Source organism: Kitasatospora sp. NPDC038210, from assembly GCF_055600605.1.
The window spans coordinates 174,901-197,931 of record NZ_JBVJYK010000011.1 but is presented as its reverse complement, the minus strand read 5'-3'; the positions used below and the strand labels follow the sequence as shown (position 1 = coordinate 197,931).

Here is a 23,031-nt window from a genome sequence, read left to right as displayed (position 1 = left end):
GCCCGTCGGCCGGGCCGGGGCCGATCCGCACCCGGTTGCCCCGGCCGGGTCTCTCGACAGGCTCCGCCGCGAGCGCTTTGATGTCCGACGCACCCGTCACTGGAGGTGGGTCATGCCGGGGAACGGAACCGGGCCGGTCATCGAACTGCGGTCGCTCACCAAGCGTTACGGCGACACCGTCGGCATCGAGCAACTGGACGTGTCGGTCGAGGCCGGCGAGGTGTTCGGCCTGCTCGGCCCCAACGGCGCCGGGAAGACCACCACCCTGCGCTGCCTGGTCGGCCTGCTCGGCCCCAGTGACGGGCAGGTGCGCGTGCTCGGCCTGGACCCGGTGGCCGACCACCGCAGGGTCGCCCCCTCGATCGGCTACCTGCCCGGCGAACTGCGGCTCTACCCCGAACTCACCGGACAGCAGACCCTCGACCTGCTCGCCGCCCTCCAGGGTGCCCCGGTGCCGCGCCGGCACGAGCTGTGCGAGCGGCTGAAGCTCTCCCGCGCCGACCTCGCGCGCCCGGTGGGGGAGTACTCGCGCGGCATGAAGCAGAAGCTCGGCCTCGTCCAGGCGCTGCAGCACCGGCCCCCGGTGGTGGTGCTGGACGAGCCGAGCGAGGGGCTCGACCCGCTGGTCCAGGAGACCTTCTACGAACTGCTCGCCGAGGAGGCCGCGGCCGGGCGGACCGTCCTGCTCTCCAGCCACGTGCTGCCCGAGGTGCAGCGCACCTGCGGGCGGGTCGCCATCGTGCGCCGCGGTCGGCTGGTGACCGTCCGCTCGGTGGCCGAACTGCGCCAGGCGCGGGCCCGCAGGGTCCGGCTGGTCTTCGCCGACGACCTGGGCGCCCGGCCGCTGGGCGCCGCCGAGCGGTGGTCCCCGCGCTGGGACGGCCGGCGGGTCGAACTGCTGGTGCCGCCGGACGAGGTGGTCCGGGCCGTGCGCACCCTGCTGGCCGAACTGCCGGTCGCCGACCTGACCGTGGAGGAGGCCGGCCTGGACGAGGCCTTCCTCGACCTCTACCGCTCGGAGGACGATCACGGCGCGGCGGGCGACGACCGCGGCCACGACGCGACGGGCGACGACCACCGGCCGACGGCAGCGGGCGACGGCCACCGCCCGGAAACGGAGGACAAGCCGTGAACCCGGGTACCGTCAGTCGCCGCCTCCCCCTGGTCTGGCTCGCCCTGCACCGGCGGCGCCGGATGCTGCTCTCGCTGCTGTTCGGCATGGTCGTCTTCGAGACCCTGATCGTGGTGATCGCCGGGACCATCGCGCCCGGCGACCTGTTCGGCGCCGCCCGTCGCAACCCGCCCGGCGCGTTCCGGGCCTTCAGCGGCTCCAACGGCGACGTGTCCATCGCCAGCTACCCGGGCCTGCTCGGCGCCGGGCTCACCCACCCGTTCTGGATCGCCCTCCAGCTCACCGTGATCGGCTCGCTCGGCGCCGCCGCCGTCGCGGCCGACGTCGAGTCCGGCACCATCGAGCTGCTGATGACCCGCCCGGTCTCCCGGCGCCGGCTGCTCGCCGAACGGGCCGGCGCCATGGTCGCCGCCTCGGTGCTGCTCAACGCCGCCGCCACACTGACCATCGCGCTCGGGGTCGCGTTCTCCCCGAAGCTGCGCGCCGCCGTCCCGGAGGGCGCGGTGTTCACCGCCGGACTGCTCGGCTGCGCCCTCGCCTTCAGCCTGACCGGGCCGGTGCTGGCGGTGTCCGCGCTCAGCCGGCGGCGGGCGTACGTGATCGGCGCCGCGGTCGCCTTCGGTGCGGTCGGCTTCGCGCTGAACTTCGTCGCGCTGGCCTGGTCCCCGGCCCGGCCGCTGCGCTACCTCAGCCCGTTCCACTACTACGCCCCGGGCGACGTGCTCGGCCACGGCGGCGTGCCCTGGGTGTCGCTGGGCCTGCTGATCGGCGTCGGCCTGCTCGGGCTCCTGGCGGCGTTCCGGCTGCTGGAACGGCGCGACCTGGCGATCTGAGCGCGGCGGCGGCCGGTCCGGCGGGCCGACCGCCGTCCTGTGTGCCGAGCGGACCGGCCGCAGCAGGTCCGGCGCACCGAGAGCACCGAGAGCACCGAGAGCACCGACCGTACCCCCGACGGACCGGCCGCCGGGCGGTTCCGGCATGCTGTACCCCCGCCGACCCGGCGGCGACGATCATCCTGCACGGACGGACCGATGGACAGCAGCGACCACAGACCCGCCCCTCCCCTCGGGGGACGGCGCCCGACGGCCCGACGGACGCCCTGGAGGGCGGTGGTGACCGCACTGGCGGTCGCGGCATTGGCCGGCTGGGCTGCCGCCACCGCCCCGGACTGGAACGGGCCGTGCGCCCCGGGCTTCCCCGGGGTGCAGGAGCTGCAGGACGACCTCCCGGCCTTCGCCTGCTTCACCGTGGGCGAACGGACGGCCACGGGCTACCGGTTGGACGTCCGGTACTCGGGCCAGGAACACGACCGGGACGAGGCGATGGCCCTCGCCCGCTCCGAGGCGGGGGTGTTCTGGCAGCGCTTCCCCTACCCGGTGTCGAGCGTGCACATCGACACCACCGCGGCGTTCGGCGAGTCGGCGGTCAAGCAGGTCACCCTCGACGCGGGCGAGTTGACGTCCCGGTTCGGCCCGCAGCCGGTCGCGCCGGGCGCCCGCTTCCCCGAGCGGCCCGTCGGGCGCACCGAGATCGTGTTGTGGTCCGCCTGCGGCCTGCTGCTCGCCGTCGCGGCGGGGCTGCTGCTCCGCCGTCCACCGCAGTACCGTGCGCCGTGGCGCGGTCGGCCGGGGCGCTGGTCGGGTGGCCGGCCGGACGGGCAGCCGGGGGCTCAGTAGGCCCGGACCGCGGCCAGCAGGCGTTCGCGGACCAGCGCGACGTGCGGGTTGGCCGAGCCGGCCGGGCGCCGGACCAGGTAGGCGGTGTTGATCGGCGGGTCGGCTGGCTCGTGGAGCAACACCAGTGCGCCGGAAGCGAGTTCGGCCCGGCAGAGGTAGCCGGGCAGCACGCTCCAGCCCGCGCCCGCCGTCACCGCGGCGAGCACCGCCCGCAGGTCCGGCACGGTGACCGCGGCCCGGGCGTGCAGCCGCCGGTCGAAGACGTGCCGCCAGTAGCGGCGGGCGATCGGCAGGTCCTCGGCGTAGCTGAGCAGCGGCACGTCCGCCAGGGCCTCGGGCAGCTCCCGGCCGGACAGCCGCTCGGCCCACACCGGGGCGGCGACCAGCACGAACTCCTCGTCGGCCAGCGGCTCGGCCAGCAGCGTCCGGCCGCGCGGGCGGCGGGTGGCGACCACCAGGTCGTGCCGCCCGGCCCGCAGTTCCTCCAGCAGCGGGTCGGTCAGCCCGCCGGTCACCCGCAGCCGGACGCCCTCGGCGACCAGCGGCGCCAGCTCCGCCAGCAGGACGGTGCCCAGGAACTCCGCCGGCCCGGCCAGGTGGACCGGCTCCGGCACGCCGCCGCCGCGCCCGTCGGCGACACCAGCCAGCCGGTCCAGCGGCTCCGCCAGGCGGGCGGCGAGGTCGTCGGCGTACGGCAGCGGGCTGACCCCGCGAGCCCGGCGCTCGAAGAGCTCCCGGCCGAGTCGCTGCTCCAGCGCACGGATCTGCGCGGTCACCGTGGACTGGGACAGGCCCAGCAGGTGCGCGGCCGCGGTGAAGGAGCCCGCGCGGTGCACCGCGAGGAAGGTCCGCAGTTGGTTGAGGTCCAGCGGGCCGGAGCCCGGCAGCAGCCGATCGCTCATACCGCGAGCCTACGGGATCCCGATGGCTGGGCCGCCCGTGGGAGCCATCGGGATTCCGATGCCCCGCATCGCGTGGCCCATTGGTTCCCGTGGGCCCGCCCGGTCTAGCGTCGACGACGTGAGCGCCGCGGCGGGTCGTCGCGGCGGGGACCGCACCACCGCAGCCACTGGAGGCACCCACCATGGCCGACATCCTGTTCGTCCTGACCGGCTCGGACGTCTGGACGCTGAACGACGGCACCAAGCACCCGACCGGCTTCTGGGCGGAGGAGGCCGTCGTCCCGTACCAGGCCTTCACCGCGGCCGGTCACCGGGTCACCGTCGCCACCCCGGGCGGCGTCGTCCCGGTCGCCGACCGGGCCAGCCTGACCGACCCGGGGATCACCGGGGCGCTGGAGGCGATCGACGAGTTCCGCCGGCCGCGTGTGCTGGCCGAGGTCGACCCGGCCGACTACGACGCCGTCTTCTACCCCGGCGGCCACGGCCCGATGGAGGACCTTGCGGTCGACGCCGACTCCGGCCGGCTGCTCACCGCCGTGCTGGCCTCCGGCCGACCGCTCGGCGTGGTCTGCCACGGCCCGGCCGCGCTGCTCGCCGCCCGCACCGAGGACGGCGGCTCGCCGTTCGCCGGGTACCGGCTGACCGGCTTCACCAACGCCGAGGAGACCCAGGCCGGCCTCGCGGAGCGCGCGCCCTGGCTGCTCCAGGACCGGCTGGTCGCGCTCGGCGCGGACTTCGAGGAGGGCGAGCCCTGGGCGCCGCACTCGGTCGTCGACCGCAACCTGGTGACCGGTCAGAACCCGTCCTCCTCGGCCCTGGTGGCCGCCGGACTGCTGGACCGGCTCTCGGCCTAGCAGCGGCGTCCAGGACCGACCCGGACGGATGAGCGGTCGGCCGTACGTGCGCGTCGTACCGTGCGTACCCACCGATCGCCCGTCCGGGTGGTGTGTCCGGGACGGGCTCCGCAGACGCCTGCGGGGGCGGTGGCCGCCCGCGAGCATACGGCCATGATCACGCTACGCCGTACCACCGTCGCCGCGGTCGCCGCCTGTGCCGCGCTGATCGCACCGCTGCTCCCCGCCGCCGCCCAGGCCGCGCCGCTGCCAGCCGCCAAGGTCGCGGGCGGCGGCGCCGAGCACCGGGTGGACGCCTACCTGGACAGCGTCCGCAACGACCCGGAGGCGCTGCGGCGCTTCCTCTACCAGCTGCCCAAGGGCGGCGACCTGCACAACCACCTCTCCGGAGCCGTCTCCACCGAGCTGCTGATCCGGCTCGCCACCGAGGACGGGCTCTGCATCGACACCGCGACCCTCACGGCGCAGGTGGCGCCGTGTTCGGCGACCGCCCGTCCGGCCGCCGACGCGGAGTCCGACCCGGACTTCCGGCGGCAGGTGGTCAGGGCCTGGTCGATGCAGGACTTCGTGCCCGGCGCCGAGTCCGGCCACGACCACTTCTTCGCCACCTTCCTGAAGTTCGGCGAGGCCAGCTGGCGCCACCCCGGCCGGATGCTCGCCGAGGTCACCGACACCATGGCGGACCAGCAGCAGAGCTACCTGGAGACCATGCTCACGCCGGCCTCGGTGAGCGGCTCGGCGCTCGCCGCCAAGGTCGGCTTCGACCCGGACTTCGCGGCGATGCGCGAGAAGCTGCTCGCCGACGGCGGCATGGCACAGGTCGTCGCCGACGCCCGCGCCGAGGCCGACCGGATGTTCGAGGAGTACGAGGACACCCAGAACTGCGACACCGACCGGCCGGCGAAGGGCTGCTCCGTCACCGTCCGGCTCATCTCCCAGGCCGCGCGCACCTCGACGCCCGCCCGGGTGTTCACCCAGCTGATGCTCGGCATGGAACTGGCCAGCCAGGACGACCGGTTCGTCGCGGTCAACCTCGTCCAGCCCGAAGACGCCCCGGCCTCGCTGGAGAACTACGACCTGCAGATGCGGATGCTGGACTTCCTGCACCCGCTCTACCCGAAGGCCCACATCACCCTGCACGCCGGCGAGTTGGTCCCCGGCCTGGTCAAGCCCGAGGACCTGCGCTTCCACATCCGGGAGGCGGTGCTCACCGGCCACGCCGAGCGGGTCGGCCACGGCGTGGACGTCGTGCACGAGGACGACTCCGCCGAGCTGCTGGACACCCTGGCCGAGCGGCACACCCTGATCGAGGTGCCGCTGACCAGCAACGAGCAGATCCTCCAGGTCTCCGGCCCGGCCCACCCGTTCCCGCTCTACCGGCGGCACGGGGTGCCGACCGCGCTGGCCACCGACGACCCGGGGGTCTCGCGCGGCGACATCACCGAGGAGTACCAGAAGGCCACCACCCGCTACGCGCTGGGCTACCGGGACCTGCGGAACCTGGCCCGCACCTCGCTGGAGTACGGCTTCCTGCCCGGCCGCAGCCTCTGGCAGGACCGCGACCGCTTCGAGCCCGTGCCGGAGTGCGCGTCCGACGTGCTCGGCGACGACCACCCGAGTGCGGGCTGCGAGGCGCTGCTGGCGGCCAGCCCCAAGGCCGAGCAGGAGTGGCAGCAGGAGTGCGGCTTCCGGGAGTTCGAGGCGGCCGTGGTGCGGCACGACATCTGACGGCCGTGGAGTGGCCGCCCCTGAACTGTCCGTCGCCGGGTGACCTCCGTCGACCGCCCGTAGCCGGGTGACCTCCGTCGACCGCCCGTCGCCGGGTGACCGCCGTCCGCCGGGGCGTCGCCGGACGGCAAGCCGTGTCAGCGGAGGTCGTCGGCGGCGAGGGGGTGCCCCGCCCAGATCCGGCCGGAGGCCTGTTCGGGGTACCGGACGGTCTCCGAGCGGGCGTCCAGGACCCGGGTGAGTCGCCCGTCCGGCTCGAAGGCGGGCCAACCCGGGTCCCCGGTGGTGGCGAACCGGACCCAGGCCCGCTGCAGCTCCTTCGAGACCCGGACGGCCTCCGGGGAGGGCGGGTCGCCCAGGAGCCGGCGTCCTGCGGGGCTGCCCAGGGTGCCGAACGCCAGCGGGACGTCCAGGGCGTGGCAGGCGCCGAACACGCCGCCCGCCGCGGGGGCGGGGAAGGTCAGTTCGAAGAGGTGCGAGGTGCCGCCGGCCGCGGCGTTGGCCTCGGCGAGCCGGAGGGACGGCATCCGGAACAGCGCGTCGGAGCTCACCGTTTCGAGGATGTCCGGGGCGGTGGCCCCCGGGTACGCGGCACGGTACTCGTCCGGTGCGGTCGGCCACGGGGCGTACAGCTCCAGGGCGAGGCGGGCCTCCTCCTCGGTGTAGCTGCCGTGTCGGCCGCTGAGGACGCTGAACAGCCGGAACTCGTCGCGGGTGTGACCGGCCAGGAGCTCGATGCCGTCCGCCCGGCCGGAGTCGAGGGCCGACCAGGGCGTGCCGCGCAGGACCTCGCCGTCGACCACCGGGATCGTGGCGATGCCGGCCTGCGCGAGCCGCCCCCAGCGGGCGAGGTGCTGCGGGAGCGCCGTGCCGAGGTCGGTGACCGCCGTGGCCAGGCGCCAGGGGTCGACCCCGGCCAGCGCGGCGGCCGTCGGGGTCGTGCCGAGCTGCTTCGCGAGCTCGGCGGTGACCTCGGCCGCCAGCGCCGGGGTGCAGAACCGGCCCGGGACGCTGTGGGTGACGGCCCGTCGGAACAGGCCGCGCGCCCCGTCCACGGTCAGCAGTGCGGCGATCGAGCCGGCGCCCGCGGACTGGCCGGCGACGGTCACCCGGTCCGGGTCGCCGCCGAACCCGGCGACGTTGCGCCGCACCCACTCCAGCGCCGCGATCTGGTCGAGGAAGCCCCGGTTGGCCGGGGCCCCCTCCAGCAGTGCGAAACCCTCCGCGCCCACCCGGTAGTTGACGCTCACCACGACCAGTCCGGCGCGGGCGAGCTCGACCGGGTCGTACATCGGGTCGTTGGCCGTCCCCGAGATGAAGCCGCCGCCCGGGAGCCAGACCAGCACCGGCAGCCCCCCGCTGTCCGGGTGCGGGGTGCAGACGTTGAGCGTGAGCCAGTCCGTGCCCGTGGACGGTTCGCCCGCGGGCAGCGGACCGGACTGCGGTGCCACGGGGCCGAACTCGAAGGCCTCGCGGACGCCGTCCCAGGGCTCGGGCGGTGCGGGAGCGGCGAAGCGGAGCGGTCCGACCGGCGGCTGGGCGTACGGGATGCCGCGGAAGACCGCGAGCCCCCGGTCCAGGAAGCCACGGACGGTCCCCTCGGTGGTGCGGACGACGGGCTGCGTGAGCATGTGGACACTCCTCCCTCGGAACGCCGCCCGCGGGGCGTCGCGGGCGGTGCTGTTCGAGATGCTGCCACCGTTCGCCGACGCGAGGGCGGCCGATCGGAGGAGTGTCCGGGCCGAATCGGGCTCGGGGTGCCGAACCGCCGTTCGGGACGCCGTGGCCGGCGGCGGCCGGGGCCGGGGCCGGGGCCGGGGGAGGGGGAAGGGGAAGGGGGATGCGGGCGGGCCGGGGAGCACGGAGCACCGGGAGCGTGGCAGGCTGACCCGGGTAGCACCGCAGCCCGCGACCAGGAGCACCACCATGGACCGACCCGCCACCTTCCGCCTCGACGCCACCGACTTCGGACACCCGGCGGGCATCCTGGCCGCCGCCGAGCGGGCCGAACGCCGGGGCATGGACCGGCTGGTGGTCGCCGAGACCGCGTACGACCCGTTCCTCCAGCTCGCCCGCGCCGCCGACCGGACCACGTCGATCGAACTCGCCACCGGCATCGCGGTGGCCTTCGCCCGCACCCCGATGACCCTGGCCTACCAGGCCTGGGGGCTGCACGCGGCCTCCGGCGGACGGGCCGTCATCGGGCTGGGCTCGCAGGTCAAGCCGCACATCGAGAAGCGCTTCGGGATGCCCTGGGACCGTCCGGCCGCCCGGATGCGCGAGTACGTGCACGCGGTGCGGGCGATCTGGCACAGCTGGCAGACCGGTGAACGGCTGCGCTTCCGGGGCGAGTTCTACACCCACACGGTGATGACGCCGGTCTTCTCGCCGGACCCGGTCCCGGCCGGCGTGCCGCGGATCCTGCTGGCGGGCGTCGGACCGCTGATGACCCGCACCGCCGGGGCGGTGGCGGACGGCTTCCTGAGCCATCCGTTCTCCTCCACCGCGTACCTGGCCGAGCAGGTGCTGCCCGGGCTGACCGAGGAGCGGGCGCGGGCCGAGGCGGAGGGCGCGGTGTGGACGCAGCGCCCGTTCGAGGTCGTCGGCAACGTGCTCACCGCGACCGGCCGCACCGAGGAGGAGCTGGCGGCCAACCGGGCCGCGACCCGTGAGCGGCTCGCCTTCTACGCCTCCACGCCCGCCTACCGTCCGGTGCTGGCGCAGCACGGCTGGGAGGGCCTGCAGGAGGAACTGCACGCCCACTCGGTGCGCGGGCGCTGGGCGGAGATGGCCGCGCTGGTCGACGACGAGGTGTTCGACACCTTCGCGGTGTCCGGGCCGGTCGAGGAGGTCGCCCGGGAGATCCGCCACCGGTACGCGGGCCTGGTCACCCGGCTCTCGGTCAGCCAGCCGGAGAGCGCGGACCCGGAGCTGGGCCTGGACGTCCTGGCGGCGGTGCGCGCCCTGGACTGACGCGCGTGCTGCGGCCGCCCGCCGCCGTCTCGCCGTCCTGCAGTACCCCGCCGCCTCGCCGTCCCTTGCCGCCTCGCGGTCCGTCCCTGTGCCGGCCCGGCTGGTCCCGGCAGACTCCGCCCGTGGTCGAACGGAACCAGGTGCACCGCGAACGCAATCGGCCGTCGATTGGGCAGTAGACGATCAAGTCCGGGCAGATTCGTGCAACGGGTTTCCGGTGGTGAGGGCGGGAGGCAGGATCGCGATGGCAGGCCGGACCGTGCGGTGGGGCGTGGAACTCCGGGTCTGTCATGTCTTGGCCATCGGTTCCCCGGCCAGCCGCTGCCGATCGTGGGGGTGCCCGCGTGTCCTTGTCCGACGACCGCCCGGCCGACTACGACCTGGCGGACTGCTGGGACCCCGTCGAGGCCGACGAGGCCGACGAGTTGGCCGACCCGGACGAGTTCCTGCGCGTCTGCGCCGAGCTCACCGGCTTCGACGTGCCCGAGCTGCGCGCCACCGGCATGGTGGACGAGCACCACCGCACCGTGCTGGCCCACCGGGTCCGCGACGAGCACGCCCTCGTCCACCTCTGGTACGTCGGCGCCTGGCCCGGCGAGGCGCCCAGCTCCACCCGCGCCCACGACCAGGGCCTGGTCTGGCGGACCTTCCGGGCCACCCCGCCCGGCGCCGCCGCGCCCGGGCACGGCAGCTGGGCCGAGGCACCCCCGGGCGGGACACCCGCGGTCGAGCCCTCCCCGACCGGGACACCCCGGGCCGAGGCGCCCCGAGGCGGCGACGGCCGATGAGCGCGCGCTGGGACGCCGTCGTGGTCGGCGCGGGCTTCGCCGGCTCACTGGTCGCCCACCGGCTCGGCGCGCAGGGCTGGCGGGTGCTCGTCCTGGAGGCCGGCCGGGCCGCACCCACCGGCGCCGAGGCCTCCGCCGCCCACCGCGCGGCCGGGGGCGGGCCGCCCACCTCGCCCTACCCGCACAGCCCCGAGGCGCCGTCACCGGACGTCACCGACCTCACCGGACTGCCGGGCGGCGGCTTCACCGCCACCGGCCACCTCCGCCAGTACGGGCCGCTGCCCTACGCCAGCGGCTACCTGCGCGCCAACGGCGGCACCGGCCTGCTCTGGACCGGACTCACCCCGCGCATGCACCCCGAGGACTTCCGCACCGGCGACCTCGGGCACGGCCGCAACTGGCCGATCGGCTACCACGACCTGGAACCGCACTACCGCGACGCCGAGCGCGAACTCGGCGTCGCCGCCGACGCCGGGGAGCAGCGCAGCGCCGTCGGACTGCCCATCCCGGACGACTACGCCTTCCCGATGCGCGCCATCCCCGCCAGCTTCCTCGACCGGCAGCTGGCCGACGCCCTCGACGGCCGCACCGTCCGCGACCCCGCCGTGCCCGGCCCCGCCCGACTCGCCGTCACCGCGACCCCGCACGCCCGCAACGGGACACCGACCAGCCCCGGCACCGCGCAGGGACCGCTCTGCGCGGGCAGCGCCGGCTGCGTCCCGGCCTGCCCGACCGGCGCCAAGTACACCCCGCTGCGCACCCAGGCCCGCTGGGCGGCCGGGGTCGAGCTGCGCACCGGGGCCGTCGTCAGCCGGGTGCTCGCCGACCCGCGGACCGGCCGGGCCACGGCCGTCGAGTACCGCTCCGGCGGCGCCGCCCACCGGGTGGAGGCGGACCTGGTGGTGCTCGCCGCGCACGCGATCGAGAACGCCCGGCTGCTGCTGCTCTCCGGTCTGGCCAACGGTAGCGACCACGTCGGGCGCAACCTCATGGACCACCCGGCCCTGCTGACCTGGGGCCTGATGCCCCGCCCGGTCGGCCCCTTCAGGGGGCCGGGCTCCACCAGCGGCCTGGAGGCCTTCCGCTTCGGCCCGGGCCGCGGCCACCGGGCGCCGTTCCGGATCGAGATCGGCAACTGGGGCTGGTCCTGGGCCGGCCGGGCGCCGGAGGCGGAGGCCGCCGCGCTGCTCGCCACCGGACTGCGCGGCAAGGAACTGCGCGAGCGCCTCGGTGACCGGCTCGGCCGTCAGTTCTCGCTCCAGTTCGAGCTGGAGCAGCCCGCCGACCCGGCCAACCGGGTCACCCTCGACCCGGAGCGGCGCGACCCGCTCGGTCTCCCCGCCCCGGCGATCCGCTACGACCTCTCCGACTACGTCCGCGAGGGCATGGCCTCCGCCCGGGCCGTCTCGGACCAGCTCTTCGCCCTGCTGGGCGCCGAGGACCACACCGCCTATCCGGCGGACTCGTGGCCCGGCCGGCTCGAACACCGGGGAGCCGTCCACGGCTACCGCGGCGCGGGCCACGCCGGCGGAACCCACGTCATGGGCGACTCGCCAGCCACCTCCGTGGTCGACCACTGGCAGCGCTGCTGGGAGCACCCCAACCTGTACGCCGTCGGCTGCGGCTCGATGCCCTCCCTCGGCACCTCCAACCCCTCGCTCACCATGGCCGCGCTCGCACTGCGCAGCGCCGAGCGGATGCACCGGGACCTCCTGGAACTGCACGGACCCGCCCAGGTGACGTCCCCGGCCCCCTCCTCCCGCACTCCCGAACCTCCTTCGTCCTCGGAGTCCTCATGACCGGCCTGCCGCTGCCGCCCGTCCCGGAGCCCTACCACCTGCCGTTCCACTACGGTGCGCTGCACAACATCGGCGTCGACTACCTGGTCGATCACGAGCGGGCGCGCGAACTGCTCGGCAAGCGCCACCCCGGGCTGAACGCCGCCTCCTTCGACGGCGGGGCCTGCGTGTCGCTCAACTACCAGCTCTACTTCGCCCAGTACCCGAACGGCGGCGGCATCACCCAGGAGCTGGAGATCAACCTGATCGCCCACCCGGTGTTCGCCGAGGACCGGATCCCGGTGGTCGACTACGGCCAGTACGCCCGGGGTCACGACCAGACCAAACTGCTCGGCATCGCCCGGCTGCACGTGCTCTGCGACAACCCGCTCGCCATCGACGCCGGACGCCGGCTCTACGCCGAGCCCAAGCACCCGGGCTGGTTCGAGACCACGCTGCCCTCCCTCAACGCGCCCGCCGTGCGCGAACGCTGGTCCGTCACCTGCCGCCGCGCCACCCCCGGTCCGGACGGTCTGGACCGCCACGACGAGGAACTCCTCACCCTGGACGTGAACCTGGTCGGCCTCACCCCCGAACCGGTCAACAACACCCCGATCACCGGCTACGGCACGGACGACGAGGGCAAGCTGCTCGCCGGCCCGCTCAACGTGTACCAGCCGTACCGCTACTACGCCCTGGACGACCGCACCGCCGAACGCGTCCGGCTCGACCTCGGCAACCCCGCCGAGGAGTCCGCCCGCGACCTCGCCCACCTGATCGCCGACGCCCCCGCCGCCGGGGTCTGGACCTACCAGTCCCCACCGGTGGCCGCCCACAACCGGGCCTACTACGTCCGATGACGGCCGGCCGCGTCACCGCCGGCCGCCTCACCGCCGGCAGCACCGCCGTCCGCCGGGACATCGCCCACGGCCGGGTCTGGACGGCCATGCCGTACACCGTCCTCGCGGACGACGGGGCCACGCTGACCCTGACCGCCCGCCCCGGCACCGCGATGCTGGCCCCCCGGAGCTGGACCGCCTCGCTGCGCGCCGGCGACGACGCGGCCCGCAAGCTCGGCATCGAGGACCTCGCCGCCGGCCACTGGGAACTCGACCACTGGGTCTGGCGCGACACCGTGGTCCTCAGCCGCTTCACGGCCGGGGACCACTACAGCGTGCACCGCTTCCTGACCCCCGAGGGCCGACCGTTGCACTGGTACGTCAACTTCGAGCGCCCGTACCGGCGGACGGCCATCGGGATCGACACCCTCGACCTCTTCCTCGACCTGGTGATCACCCCCGATCTGTCGACGCACGCCTGGAAGGACGAGGACGAGTACGCCCAGGCCCGACGGCTCGGCCTGATCGACACGGCCACCCACCGGCACCTGGAACGCGCCCGTGAGCTGGCCCTCGCTCAAGCCCTGGAGCACAGCGGGCCGTTCGCTTCCGACCCGGACACCTGGACGTTGCCGCCCCCGGGCCCGCTGCCCGTCCTGCCGACCGCCGCGCTCAGCACCCCCACCGGGTGAGGCCGGGGCCGGCCTGCTAGGGTCACGCCTCGACATGGACGACACCGACCGGACGGACGACGTCGAGGCGCTGCGCCACCTGCACGACGGCGGGGACTACCGCCGGCTGGCCGAACGGACCTCGAACCCGGAGGTGCTGCGCGAACTGGCCGTCCGAGCCGAGTTGCCGTTCGTCTGGCACGCGATCGCCCGGAACGCCGCCACGCCCGCCGAGGTGCTGGTCGCGCTCTCCACCCGGCGCCACACGACCTGGAACGACAACTGCCTGCTCCGGCTGGTCGCAGCCCACCCCGCCCTCACCGGACCGGACCTGGACGGCCTGGTGGACGTGCTGGCCGTCCGGCTGAGGGAGGGCGACCGCCCGTACGCCGCGGTGCTGGAACTGGCCCGGCGGCCGGAGCCGGCAGTCGAGCGGCTCAACTGGCTGGGACACCTGCCGGGGGCCTCGACCTCGCTGCGCCGGGGCATCACCCGGGCGCTGGCGACGCGCCCCGACCGGTGAGCGCGGCCGGATCGGTCGGCGTCGCCGGTTCGTGTCCGCCGAGCCGGTCCGGGCCTGCTTCGGTTGCCTCTGGCTCGGCTGTCGGCTTGGCCGCCGGGGGGTCTGCGGCCGTGGCAGTCGCCCTGGACCACCGTCCGGCCAGCACCGTGCCGACGACCAGCTGGAGCTGGTGGTAGAGCATCAGCGGCAGCACCAGCAGCCCCGCCTCCGGCCCGAACAGGACGGTGGCCATCGGCAGGCCGTTGGCCAGGCTCTTCTGCGAACCGCACAGCACCGCCGCGATCCGGGCCGGTCCGTCGAGCCCCAGCAGTCGCGCCCCCACCCCGGTGGCCGCCAGGGCAGCGGCGAGCAGGGCGAGGAGCACCGCGAGCAGCCCGAGGAGGGCGGTCGGCGTGGCCAGGCCCCAGATGCCCTGGGCCACCGCCGCGCTGAACGCCGTGTAGACCACCAGCAGGATCGAACCGCGATCCACCGGCGTCAGCACCCGTTTGTGACGGGCCAGCAGACCGCCGATCCACGGCCGCAGCACCTGCCCCAGCAGGAACGGCGCGAGGAGTTGCAGCCCGATCCGCAGCAGCCCGTCGGCGGACAGCTCGGTGTGCGAGCCCAACAGCCAGGCTGCCAGCAGCGGGGTGAGGACCAGCCCCGCCAGGCTGGAGTAGGTGCCCGCGCAGATCGCCGCCGGGACGTTGCCCCCGGCGGCGCCGGTGAGCGCCACCGAGGACTGCACCGTCGACGGGACCAGACAGAGGAACAGCACCCCGGTCTGCAACGGCCCGGTCAGCGGAGCCGGCGTGAGCAGCGCGGTGGCCGCCCCGAGTAGGGGGAAGAGGCCGAAGGTCGTGGCGAGCACCAATCCGTGCAGCCGCAGGTGCCGCAGCCCGGCCAGCGTCTCGCGGGTGGACAGTCGGGCGCCGTAGAGGAAGAACAGCAGCGCCACCGCGAGGTCGCAGGCGGCCTCGGCGACCCGGGCGGCCCCGTCCGAGGCCGGGAACAGTGCGGCCAGGCCGACCGTCCCGGCCAACGCGACCACGTACGGATCGAGCCACCGCGGCCGCAGCCCGTGCAGGCGGTGCAGCGGGTGCAGCAGGGCCCGGTGCGGTGGCCGCGGCGGGCGCGCGCGAAGCCCGTCCGCGCGCGCCTCGGGCGGCTGCTCCGGGAGAGCCGCGTCGTCGGTCACGGGCCGCCTCCCGGGACCGGGCGCAGTGCCCGCCCGGCGGCGGACCCCGAGCCCAGCAGACCGCCCACCAGCGAGCCCGCGCCGTCGTGGTCGCTCCCCGCCGAACCGCTGCCGTTCTGGAGGTTGGCCGTGCGGTCGACCTCCAGCCACGAGTCGGCGTGGGAGTTGTCCACGACCGTGATCAGGCTGTCGGCGGCCGCGGGTACGGCGCCGCCCGCGAACAGCGCGCCGACCCCCGTCAGCCCCAGCACGCCGACCCGCAGCATGCCGACCCGCAGCATGCCGGTCCGCAGGGCACCGACCCGCGGGAGGACTGCGCTCGGGGGCGGGGCGGGTCCGCGCTGCCCGGCCCTCATACCGTCACCGCCGTCAGCCCCCGGGAGCGGGAGATGTTCCGCTCCAGCAGTTCGGTGGACTCCCGCACGCCGACCTGCCGGTCCTCCTCGGCCGACGCGGGCAGCCGTCCGTCGGCGACCTTCAGCCCGGCCAGCGCCTCCTCCATGGCCCGGTGCGCGGCGAACAGGCACGGTGTGCTGTAGATGGCCACGTCCACCCCCAGCTCCGTCAGCTCCGAGAGCGACAGCCGGGGGGACTTACCGCCGGCGATCTGGTTGAACAGCAGGGGCTTGTCTCCGACCACGGCGCGGATCCGGCGGATCCACTCCTCGCTGCGCACGCCGTCGACCAGCACCACGTCGGCGTCCGTGGCGGCCAGCGCCCGGGCGCGGCGCAGGATGTCGTCCTCCTCGGTGGCGTCCGTCCGGGCGACGACCACGAGGTCGGTCCGGTTGGCGAGGACGAGCTCCAGCTTCTCCAGGTACTCCTCCAGTGGGAGGACCTGCTTGCCGTCCGCGTGCCCGCACCGGCGCGGCCGCTTCTGGTCCTCCAGGATCACGCCCGAGGCGCCGATGCGTTCGAGCCGGCGCACCACGTGGCAGGCCACCTCGGGATCGACGTAGCCGTCGTCGATGTCGACCAGGAGGTGGTGCCGGGGGAACGCGCCGCGCAGCCGCTCGACGAATCCGACCATGTCCGGCCAGGCGATGAAGCCGATGTCGGGCAGCCCGTAGTAGGAGGCCGCGAAGCCGAAGCCGGAGACGAACATGCCGTTGTAGTGCTCGGCCGCGATCGAGGCCGAGTACATGTCGTAGACGCCGATCAGGGGCGTGGTGCCGGGGCCCGCGATCTCCGCCCGGAGCCGCTGCCCGGGGGCGCCCTCCGTCGTGGTTCCGTGGAACAAGGCCTTCTCCTCACCTGGGATGACTTTGCCTGAACTTGGTGTCCGCTAGACCAAACTGAGGTGCCATCACTATGCGCCCTTTAATGTTCCGTGGGCAAATCTTTAAAAGAGATTCCCCCGTTAGAGTGAAGGGGTGGTGAAAATAGGAACATCGCAAAAGCGGTCGCATGGCGAATCCCGTGTGTCCACGGGTGTGAAAGGCGACTCACCGGGGCCGCGGTCGGGCGGAAGCAGTGCGCCCGCGCGCTTCACGGTGCGGATGACGGGTGCGGTCTCGATCGCCCGGATCCCGTCCGGCGCGGCGATCCGGGTGGTCGGGTAGCGCCCGAGGTGCAGCGCGTCCCGGCAGTTGACGGCTGTGAGCAGGTTGCTGGGCCCGGCGACGGGTGCGGCGGTGTTCGCGGCGCCGCCTCCGGGGCGGCGGGTGCGGCCGCCGGCAGCATGACGACCTTCCGCCAGTTGGGGCAGACCCTGGGCGTCGCGGCCTTCGGCGTGCTGTTCCGGCAGGGCGGCGGGGAGCCGTTCGAGGGCCTGAACCGGGTGCTGGTCGCCGCCTCGGCGGCTGGGCTCCTCGGCGCGGTGCTCGCCTTCGTGTTCGCTCGCCTTCGTGTTCGCTCGCCTTCGCGGTGCCGCGGGCGGAGCCGGTGCCACCGGCGGAACCGGGGACGGCACCGGTGCCGGCGCCCGCCCGCCCGTGCTGAGCACGGACGGGAGCCGGCCGGGCCGGGGAAGGGGCCGGGAAGGGGCGGGGCCGGCGTGGCGGCTCCGCCGGGACTCAGGTGCTCGGCACCGGCGGTGCGGCGCGCCGCTCGCGCAGCGTCCGGAGCATCCGGCGGGTCGCCCTGGTGGCGACCGGCGGCAGCAGCTCCAGCGCCAGCCGGCGCGAGGCGGAGCGGTGGACGGGTGCCTTGACCTGGTAGTTGAGGCGCAGCACGGGCGTTCCGGCGATGGTGTCCTCGTCGACCGTGTAGCCCTCGGCCCGCCAGTCCCGTTCCAGCAGGACCTGCCGGGCCGCCGCGGCGTCGCCCCAGGTGCCGTAGAACTTCATCGGGGTGAGCAGCACCGGCTGCAGTCCGCCGGTGAAGACCGCCTCCCAGACCGCCGCCGAGACGCCCGGGGTGTGCTCGGAGCGGTAGTCGTCCAGGGCGACCAGGCCGTCCTCGGCCAGTGAGGCCCGGGCGACGGCGATGTCTCCGGCCACGTGCTCGTACAGGTGGGAGGCGTCGACGTGGACGAACCGGCAGCTGCCCGCCGGTATCCGGCCGTCGGCCAGCACGGAGGTGGGGGCCTGGACGATCTCGGGCAGTTCGCGGTGGAAGGCCAGGTAGTTGGACTCGAAGGCACTGCGGGTCAGCGTCTTGCGGTAGGACATGGCCATCTCGGCGGCGTTGTCGTCGTCGTCCGCCTCGGAGTCGAACAGGTCGCAGACGGTCAGCCGTTCGCCCGGCCGCAGGTGGTCGCCGAGCAGGACGGCGCTGCGGCCCAGGTAGCTGCCGAGTTCCAGGATGTCCCCGGTGGCCCCGGCGGAGCTCTGGCTGGACAGCAGGTGGCCGAAGGCGGCCCGATCGAGACTGAAGAACCATCCGGGGATGTCGTCCCGCTTCAGCGGCGCGGGGCGGGCGGCTGCGGTCTCGGCAGTGGGCACGGCGGCCTCCAGGGGGACGGCGGGGCGCGGTGGCGGATCACGCCGCGGAGGGGACGCCGAGGACGTGAGGCGGATCATCATAGCCACGCCGGAGCCCGGTGGAACCAGGTGTGGAACGACCCTCTTCCTGTTGTCCGCTGGGCCGTCCGGGCGACCGGGGCCACTGGGGCCACTGGGCCAGGGGGGTTGCCGAGGTCGCCGGGGCTAACTGGGCCGTCCGGACTGTTCCAGCTCCGCGACGGTCTCCTCCAGCCAGGCCCGCTCGGCCGCCGTGGACGCCCGGGCGACGAGCAGCATCCCGCGCCGGAACGGGTTGGGCTCGCGTTCGGCGCTGACCGGCCGGCCGTCGCCGTCGTGGAAGAAGCTGCTCGGCTCGGTCAGGAAAACCAGGCGGCGGCGGAGGACGGCGGCCTGTCGGGGCGGGTCGGCGAGGTGGTGCAGGAACGTGACGAGCGTGAAGAAGCGCATCTGGTCGGTGATCTCGGCCTGCTCCGGGTCCGCCAGCCGCCGCAGCAGCTCGGTCCGGCCGGCCTCGGTCGGCTCCAGGGTCTGGCGTGGTGCGGCGCCGGTGCCCGGTTCGGTGCGGCGGGACAGCAGGCCGGCCTTCTCCAGTCGCGCGATGGCGGGGTAGAGCGCACCGTCGCTGACCGGGCGGACGTGGCCGGTCAGGCCGGTGATCCGGGACTTGAGCTCGTAGCCGTGCATCGGCTGGTCGTACAGGAAGCCGAGGATCGAGAGGGTCAGCACGGCGAAGCCCTTCCGTCGGAGTGCGCCCGGTGGAGCGTCATATTACCTCTTGCCGATGTACCTCGAAACGATGTATCTCTCATCGAGGTTGCCGTTCAGGCCTCCGGCCGGGCGGTCCGGGTCGAGGTGGCGGCGGACCAGGGGAGGAACCAATGCGCGGGCACACGTCCCGACTCACGGCGCTCGCCGTACCCGTCTACGCGGAACTGCTGTCCGGAGTGATCGCCTCGGTGATCGGCACGCTCTGGGTGGCCGGCCTCGGAGGGGCCGCGGTCGCCGCCGTGACACTGGCCGGAACCGTCGAGAACCTGCTGCTCGGGCTCGTCCTGGTGGTCAGCTCCGGAACCAGCGTCCGGCTCTCCCACGCCCTCGGCGCGGGCGACCACGCCGAGGCCGCCCGGACCACCCGGGCCGCCTGGCGGCTCTGCGCCGTCGGCAGCCTCGCGCTCGCCGTCCCCGGCTTCCTGCTGCGCGACCGGCTGGCAGGCGCCTTCCTGGACGGCGAGGCCGCCGTCCGCGCCGCCGAATACCTCACCGTCGCCTTCCCGGCGTTCGTGCTGTTCTTCGCCCAGCGCGTCGCCGACGAACTGTTCAAGGGCGCGGGCGACACCCGCACCCCGATGCGGATCGCCCTGCTCTCCAACGCGCTGCTGCTCGCCCTCGACCCCCTGCTGATCCTCGGCGGCGGTCCGCTTCCGGCCCTGGGCGTCCCGGGCGCGGCGCTGGCCCTGGCCGCCTCGCGGGCGATCGCCTTCGCCGTCACGCTACGACTGCGGGGACGGCGGTCGGAGCGGCGGTCGCGACGGCGGGTGGGACGGCCGGAGCCTCGGCCCGGTTCGGCCGGGGCCACCGGAGCCGCCGGGGGAACGCGGGCGGCGGCGGTGCGGATCGTGCGCGCGGGAGCACCGTTCGGCCTGGACTTCACCGCCCGGATGGCCGTCGGCACCGCCCAGCTCGGGCTGGTCGCGGGCTTCGGCGTCGCGGCGGTGGCCGGGTACGGGGTCGGCTACCGCGTGCTGCTCGTCGTCACCATGGCCTTTTACGCGCTGCGCCAAGCCGCCGCGATCGAGGCCGCCCGCCTCACCGGCGCGGGGGAGGACGGCGCGCTGCGCTCGCTGCGCCGCGACACCGGAGGCCTCGCCGCGCTCGTCGGCGCCGTGGCGGCGCTGCTCTCCGCGACGCTCGCCGGCCCGCTGACCACGCTCTTCACCGACGACCGGGCGGTGGCGGCGCAGTCCGTCGGGTTCCTGCGGATGGCGGCGCTCTACCTGCTCCCGTACGCCCTGGTGGTGGCCCTCGGCGGTGCGTACCAGGCGGCCGGCGCCGGCCGCCCGGTCGTGCTCTCCGTCCTGCTCGGCCTCGGTGCCCAACTCGCCACCTCGGCAGCCCTGTCGGGGCCGTGGGGAGTGTCGGGCGTGTGGCTCGGACCGGCGGTGGGTGCGGCTCTGCAGCTCGCCCTGCTGGCGGCCCTCACCCGCGGCCGGGCGCAGCCGGACTGCACGCCGACGCCGGACCCGAAGCCGAAGCCGAAGTCGAAGCCGAAGCCGACGCCGAAGTCGCAAGCAGCACCGCTCCCGTCGGCGGCCCACGCACCACAGGCGCTCCGGCCGCTCGAATGACGCGCGACGGTGCGGACGTCCAGCGGCGACCGGTCGCACGCCAGGGCGGACGCCTGGCGCGGGCACCGGTCTGCCGTGCCTCTGCCGTGCCTCGGCCGCGCCGGAGTGGCGGCCACGGCGTCCACCCCGGACGGGTGGCCGTGCACACCAGCGGTCGCCGGGCCGCCAGTCCCGGCAATGACTCTGCTGCGCCCGGTCCAGCACCTCGCCGGGGTCGAACGCACCTGGCACCAGCGGGCGTTCTCCGGCCGAGAGGCACCACCGGGCCACGGCGCGGACGACAGGCGGAGGTCGCGTACGGGTGCGAGCCGACCGCCGGGGCCTGCCCGGACGCCGACGGAGGAGCCCGCCCGCCACAACGGCCACGCGAGTGCCCCGACGGGTCACGGGCGGGTGGCGAACTCCCGTTGCCGGTCGGCCGTTCGACCCGGCACCCGGGCCGCGAGCAGGATGCCGACAGCCGCCACCGCGGCCATCGCCAGCGCGGAGGGCGTCAGCGCCGCGCCGGGTTGCGCGCGGCCGGCCGCGGTGGTGGCCAGTGCGATGCCCAGGGCGGGGCCGATGTTCAGCGCGGTCTGCTGCAGCCCGCCCGCGACACCGGCCTCGGCGGCGGCCGCGCCCCGGACCACCAGGGCGGTGGCGGTGGCCATCACCGCGCCGAAGCCCGCGCCCAACAGCAGGAAGCACCCGGCGATCGCGACGGTCCCGGAACCGGGCCCGAGCCGGGTGGTCAGCAGCGCGCCCGAGGTGACCAGGGCCGTTCCCGCCAGCACCACGGCCCGCTCACCGTGACGCCGCGTCACCCGGGCCGAGGTCGCTGCCGTCACGATCATCGCCACCGCGAGCGGCGCCGCCCGCAGGGCGCTCTGCAGCGGGTCGAGCCCCAGCACGTCCTGCAGGTAGTACGTCGCCGGGAAGAGCACGCCCTGGAGCGCCGCCGAGGCTGCGAGCAGGACGCCCAGCGGCGGCGCGACCGCCGGCGAGCGGAGCAGGTCGGGCGGCAGCAGCGGACGGGTGGTGCGTCTCTCGTGCCGGGCCAGGGCCAGGGCGAGGGCGGCGGCGGCCGCGAGCCCGAGCGCCGTGCCGGCCGACCAGCCGGAGTCCGGGAGGGCGACCAGGGTCTGCACCAGGCAGGCCAGGGCCAGCGCGAGCAGGGCCGCGCCCGGCAGGTCGAGCCCGCCGCCCCGGACGGCCGCCTCGGGGCGTGCCGGGGCCGGCACGGCGAGGGCCGCCAGCAGCGCGGCGCCGGCCGGCAGCAGGCCGAACAGGAAGACCGACCGCCAGCCGAAGTGCGCGGTGAGCGCCCCGCCGACCAGCGGCCCGGCCGCGGCCGCGAGCCCGATCGCCGCCGTGCGCGCCGCGATCGCGCCGGCCAGCCGGTCGGCGGGCCAGGCGGCGCGCAGCATGCCGAGGGTGGCCGGCTGCAGCAGGGCGCCCGAGACGCCCTGCACCACCCGCAGGGCGATCACCCAGCCGATGCCGGGTGCGAGGGCGATCCCGGCCGAGGCCGCGGCGAAGCCCGTCACGCCGACGGCGAAGACCCGCCGGTGCCCGTAGCGGTCGCCGAGCCGGCCCGCGAACACCAGCAGGGCGGCGACGGTGACGAGGTAGCCCGTCCCGGCCCACTGCACGGCGGCGACGGAGGCGTGCAGGTCGTGCTGGAGGACGGGCCGGGCGACGGTCAGCGCGGTGCCGTCGAGGGCGACCAGGACGGCACCGGTGATGCTCGCGGCCAGGGTGAGCCGTCGGTGCAGCCGCGGCGTCACCGGGCGGCCGGACCGAGATGGGCGTCCAGCGCGGCGCGCAGCAGCGGTTCGACGTCCTCGCTGCCGGTGATGAGCCGCAGGCTGCCCCAGGTGCGCAGTTGGGCGAGGCCGTGCAGGTTGGCCCAGAGGGCGGCGGTGGCGACGGCCGGATCGCCGGAGTCCGGGTGCAGCTCGGCGACCAGGCCGACGAAGGTGAGGAACAGCGGAACGCTGGTGCGGCGCAGCTCCGCACCGCTGCCCTCCAGCAGGTCGTGACGGAACATCAGCTCGAACATGCCCGGGTTGGCGGCCGCGAAGCCGAGGTAGGCGCGGGCGAGCGCGTCGAGGCGGCTGCGGGCGTCGGCGCCGCTGCCGACCGCGAGGGCGTCGGCGCCGGCCATGGCGTCGGTGAGCCTGCCGAAGCCGTTCCGGGCGATGGCGGCGAGCAGCTCGCGGTGGGTGGGGAAGTAGCGGCGGGGCGCCCCGTGCGAGACCCCGGCGTGGCGGGCGATCTCGCGCAGGCCGAGCGCCTGGACGCCCCCGGTGGCCACCAGTTCGACGCCGGCGGCCACCAGTCGGGCACGGAGGTCACTGTCCTGATCGGTCATGGACACTGTCTACCAGGCGTTCGTAGACAGTGTCTACTCGCCCCCGCGGGCAGCCCGGGGCAGAATCGGCGGCATGGACGAGGGCGGCGAGTCGGCCTGCTGGCTGGAGCGGGTGTGCCCGGAGTGCGGGCGGCTGCGCGAGCGGCCGGCACCGGCGCCGTGCGAGCACTGCGGCGCGGCCGAGGACGACGCCCCGCGCACGGACGACGCCCCGTGTACGGACGGCGCCCCGTGTACGGACGGCGCCCCGCGTACGGACGGCGCCCCGCACACGGACGACGCGCCGCGGCGGCGTTCGACCTGACGCCCGGGCGCGCCGACGCCGCCCCCGAGAAGCCCGACCCGGCCCGGCCGAGGGCCGGACCGGGGCGGCGGACACGGAG

23 protein-coding genes are annotated in these 23,031 nt (G+C 75.3%); 13 read left to right on the top strand and 10 right to left on the bottom strand.

The window, feature by feature from the left end:
* Nucleotides 1-112: 112 nt before the first annotated feature.
* The 3 genes from ACZ7KX_RS23145 to ACZ7KX_RS23135 all read left to right on the top strand — a co-directional run bounded on the left by ACZ7KX_RS23145 (nucleotide 113) and on the right by ACZ7KX_RS23135 (nucleotide 2,808).
* Nucleotides 113-1,132 (top strand): ABC transporter ATP-binding protein, encoded by a 1,020-nt coding sequence (locus ACZ7KX_RS23145; RefSeq protein WP_470328103.1) that lies wholly within the window; start codon nucleotides 113-115, stop codon nucleotides 1,130-1,132.
* Nucleotides 1,129-1,965, top strand: coding sequence for an ABC transporter permease subunit (locus ACZ7KX_RS23140; RefSeq protein WP_350520264.1), 837 nt, complete (start codon nucleotides 1,129-1,131; stop codon nucleotides 1,963-1,965). Before ACZ7KX_RS23145 ends, ACZ7KX_RS23140 begins: the two co-directional genes overlap by 4 nt.
* Nucleotides 1,966-2,244: 279 nt before the next feature.
* Nucleotides 2,245-2,808: a hypothetical protein gene (locus ACZ7KX_RS23135; protein WP_470328102.1), complete on the top strand. Its 564-nt coding sequence runs from the start codon at nucleotides 2,245-2,247 to the stop codon at nucleotides 2,806-2,808.
* Here ACZ7KX_RS23135 and ACZ7KX_RS23130 read toward each other — a convergent pair.
* On the bottom strand, nucleotides 2,802-3,710 hold the full coding sequence (locus ACZ7KX_RS23130) for a LysR family transcriptional regulator (protein ID WP_470328101.1): 909 nt from the start codon (nucleotides 3,708-3,710) through the stop codon (nucleotides 2,802-2,804). The genes ACZ7KX_RS23135 and ACZ7KX_RS23130 overlap by 7 nt on opposite strands.
* Nucleotides 3,711-3,892: 182 nt before the next feature.
* Here ACZ7KX_RS23130 and ACZ7KX_RS23125 point away from each other — a divergent pair, with 182 nt between their 5' ends.
* On the top strand, nucleotides 3,893-4,564 hold the full coding sequence (locus ACZ7KX_RS23125; RefSeq protein ID WP_470328100.1) for a type 1 glutamine amidotransferase domain-containing protein: 672 nt from the start codon (nucleotides 3,893-3,895) through the stop codon (nucleotides 4,562-4,564).
* Nucleotides 4,565-4,717: 153 nt separating this feature from the next.
* Nucleotides 4,718-6,292: an adenosine deaminase family protein gene (locus ACZ7KX_RS23120; RefSeq protein ID WP_470328099.1), complete on the top strand. Its 1,575-nt coding sequence runs from the start codon at nucleotides 4,718-4,720 to the stop codon at nucleotides 6,290-6,292.
* 137 nt (nucleotides 6,293-6,429) lie between these two features.
* On the opposite strand, the gene ACZ7KX_RS23115 is transcribed toward ACZ7KX_RS23120, so the two are convergent.
* Nucleotides 6,430-7,923, bottom strand: a complete 1,494-nt coding sequence (locus ACZ7KX_RS23115) for a carboxylesterase/lipase family protein (RefSeq protein ID WP_470328098.1) — start codon at nucleotides 7,921-7,923, stop codon at nucleotides 6,430-6,432.
* Between the two features lie 295 nt (nucleotides 7,924-8,218).
* Here ACZ7KX_RS23115 and ACZ7KX_RS23110 point away from each other — a divergent pair, with 295 nt between their 5' ends.
* The 6 genes from ACZ7KX_RS23110 (at nucleotide 8,219) to ACZ7KX_RS23085 (ending at nucleotide 13,864) form a co-directional block, all read left to right on the top strand.
* Complete coding sequence (locus ACZ7KX_RS23110; RefSeq protein ID WP_470328097.1) at nucleotides 8,219-9,265, top strand: TIGR03617 family F420-dependent LLM class oxidoreductase; 1,047 nt, start codon at nucleotides 8,219-8,221, stop codon at nucleotides 9,263-9,265.
* Between the two features lie 344 nt (nucleotides 9,266-9,609).
* The gene (locus ACZ7KX_RS23105; protein WP_470328096.1) at nucleotides 9,610-10,053 is read left to right on the top strand and encodes a hypothetical protein; all 444 of its coding nucleotides are present in this window, start codon (nucleotides 9,610-9,612) and stop codon (nucleotides 10,051-10,053) included.
* Nucleotides 10,050-11,852 (top strand): GMC family oxidoreductase, encoded by a 1,803-nt coding sequence (locus ACZ7KX_RS23100; RefSeq protein ID WP_470328095.1) that lies wholly within the window; start codon nucleotides 10,050-10,052, stop codon nucleotides 11,850-11,852. The genes ACZ7KX_RS23105 and ACZ7KX_RS23100 overlap by 4 nt, the downstream gene beginning before the upstream one ends.
* A complete protein-coding gene (locus ACZ7KX_RS23095; RefSeq protein WP_470328094.1) occupies nucleotides 11,849-12,691 on the top strand; it encodes a hypothetical protein in 843 nt (280 codons plus the stop codon). The genes ACZ7KX_RS23100 and ACZ7KX_RS23095 overlap by 4 nt, the downstream gene beginning before the upstream one ends.
* On the top strand, nucleotides 12,688-13,362 hold the full coding sequence (locus ACZ7KX_RS23090) for a ribonuclease FAU-1 family protein (protein WP_470328093.1): 675 nt from the start codon (nucleotides 12,688-12,690) through the stop codon (nucleotides 13,360-13,362). The genes ACZ7KX_RS23095 and ACZ7KX_RS23090 overlap by 4 nt, the downstream gene beginning before the upstream one ends.
* A 34-nt stretch (nucleotides 13,363-13,396) precedes the next feature.
* A complete protein-coding gene (locus ACZ7KX_RS23085) occupies nucleotides 13,397-13,864 on the top strand; it encodes a hypothetical protein (protein ID WP_470328092.1) in 468 nt (155 codons plus the stop codon).
* On the opposite strand, the gene ACZ7KX_RS23080 is transcribed toward ACZ7KX_RS23085, so the two are convergent.
* The 6 genes from ACZ7KX_RS23080 to ACZ7KX_RS23055 all read right to left on the bottom strand — a co-directional run bounded on the left by ACZ7KX_RS23080 (nucleotide 13,830) and on the right by ACZ7KX_RS23055 (nucleotide 18,676).
* Entirely contained in the window at nucleotides 13,830-14,942 is a 1,113-nt protein-coding gene (locus ACZ7KX_RS23080; protein ID WP_470328199.1) for a bile acid:sodium symporter family protein, read from the bottom strand. The genes ACZ7KX_RS23085 and ACZ7KX_RS23080 overlap by 35 nt on opposite strands.
* Nucleotides 14,943-15,040: 98 nt before the next feature.
* Nucleotides 15,041-15,400, bottom strand: a complete 360-nt coding sequence (locus ACZ7KX_RS23075) for a hypothetical protein (protein WP_470328091.1) — start codon at nucleotides 15,398-15,400, stop codon at nucleotides 15,041-15,043.
* Nucleotides 15,397-16,284 (bottom strand): isocitrate lyase/PEP mutase family protein, encoded by an 888-nt coding sequence (locus tag ACZ7KX_RS23070; RefSeq protein WP_402798765.1) that lies wholly within the window; start codon nucleotides 16,282-16,284, stop codon nucleotides 15,397-15,399. Before ACZ7KX_RS23070 ends, ACZ7KX_RS23075 begins: the two co-directional genes overlap by 4 nt.
* Nucleotides 16,285-16,404: 120 nt before the next feature.
* Complete coding sequence (locus ACZ7KX_RS23065; protein WP_470328090.1) at nucleotides 16,405-16,989, bottom strand: hypothetical protein; 585 nt, start codon at nucleotides 16,987-16,989, stop codon at nucleotides 16,405-16,407.
* 70 nt (nucleotides 16,990-17,059) lie between these two features.
* Nucleotides 17,060-17,929 carry a class I SAM-dependent methyltransferase gene (locus ACZ7KX_RS23060; protein ID WP_470328089.1) on the bottom strand — a complete coding sequence of 290 codons (870 nt, stop codon included), beginning with the start codon at nucleotides 17,927-17,929 and terminating at the stop codon, nucleotides 17,060-17,062.
* A 204-nt stretch (nucleotides 17,930-18,133) separates the two neighbouring features.
* A complete protein-coding gene (locus ACZ7KX_RS23055; RefSeq protein ID WP_470328088.1) occupies nucleotides 18,134-18,676 on the bottom strand; it encodes a PadR family transcriptional regulator in 543 nt (180 codons plus the stop codon).
* A 152-nt stretch (nucleotides 18,677-18,828) separates the two neighbouring features.
* Between ACZ7KX_RS23055 and ACZ7KX_RS23050 the strand changes: the two genes are divergently transcribed.
* Nucleotides 18,829-20,295 carry an MATE family efflux transporter gene (locus tag ACZ7KX_RS23050; protein WP_470328087.1) on the top strand — a complete coding sequence of 489 codons (1,467 nt, stop codon included), beginning with the start codon at nucleotides 18,829-18,831 and terminating at the stop codon, nucleotides 20,293-20,295.
* A gap of 383 nt (nucleotides 20,296-20,678) precedes the next feature.
* Here the strand turns inward: ACZ7KX_RS23050 and ACZ7KX_RS23045 are convergent, their stop codons facing one another.
* Nucleotides 20,679-22,061, bottom strand: a complete 1,383-nt coding sequence (locus tag ACZ7KX_RS23045; protein ID WP_470328086.1) for an MFS transporter — start codon at nucleotides 22,059-22,061, stop codon at nucleotides 20,679-20,681.
* The gene (locus ACZ7KX_RS23040; RefSeq protein ID WP_470328085.1) at nucleotides 22,058-22,648 is read right to left on the bottom strand and encodes a TetR/AcrR family transcriptional regulator; all 591 of its coding nucleotides are present in this window, start codon (nucleotides 22,646-22,648) and stop codon (nucleotides 22,058-22,060) included. Before ACZ7KX_RS23040 ends, ACZ7KX_RS23045 begins: the two co-directional genes overlap by 4 nt.
* A gap of 73 nt (nucleotides 22,649-22,721) precedes the next feature.
* Between ACZ7KX_RS23040 and ACZ7KX_RS23035 the strand changes: the two genes are divergently transcribed.
* On the top strand, nucleotides 22,722-22,952 hold the full coding sequence (locus ACZ7KX_RS23035) for a hypothetical protein (RefSeq protein ID WP_470328084.1): 231 nt from the start codon (nucleotides 22,722-22,724) through the stop codon (nucleotides 22,950-22,952).
* Nucleotides 22,953-23,031: the final 79 nt, after the last annotated feature.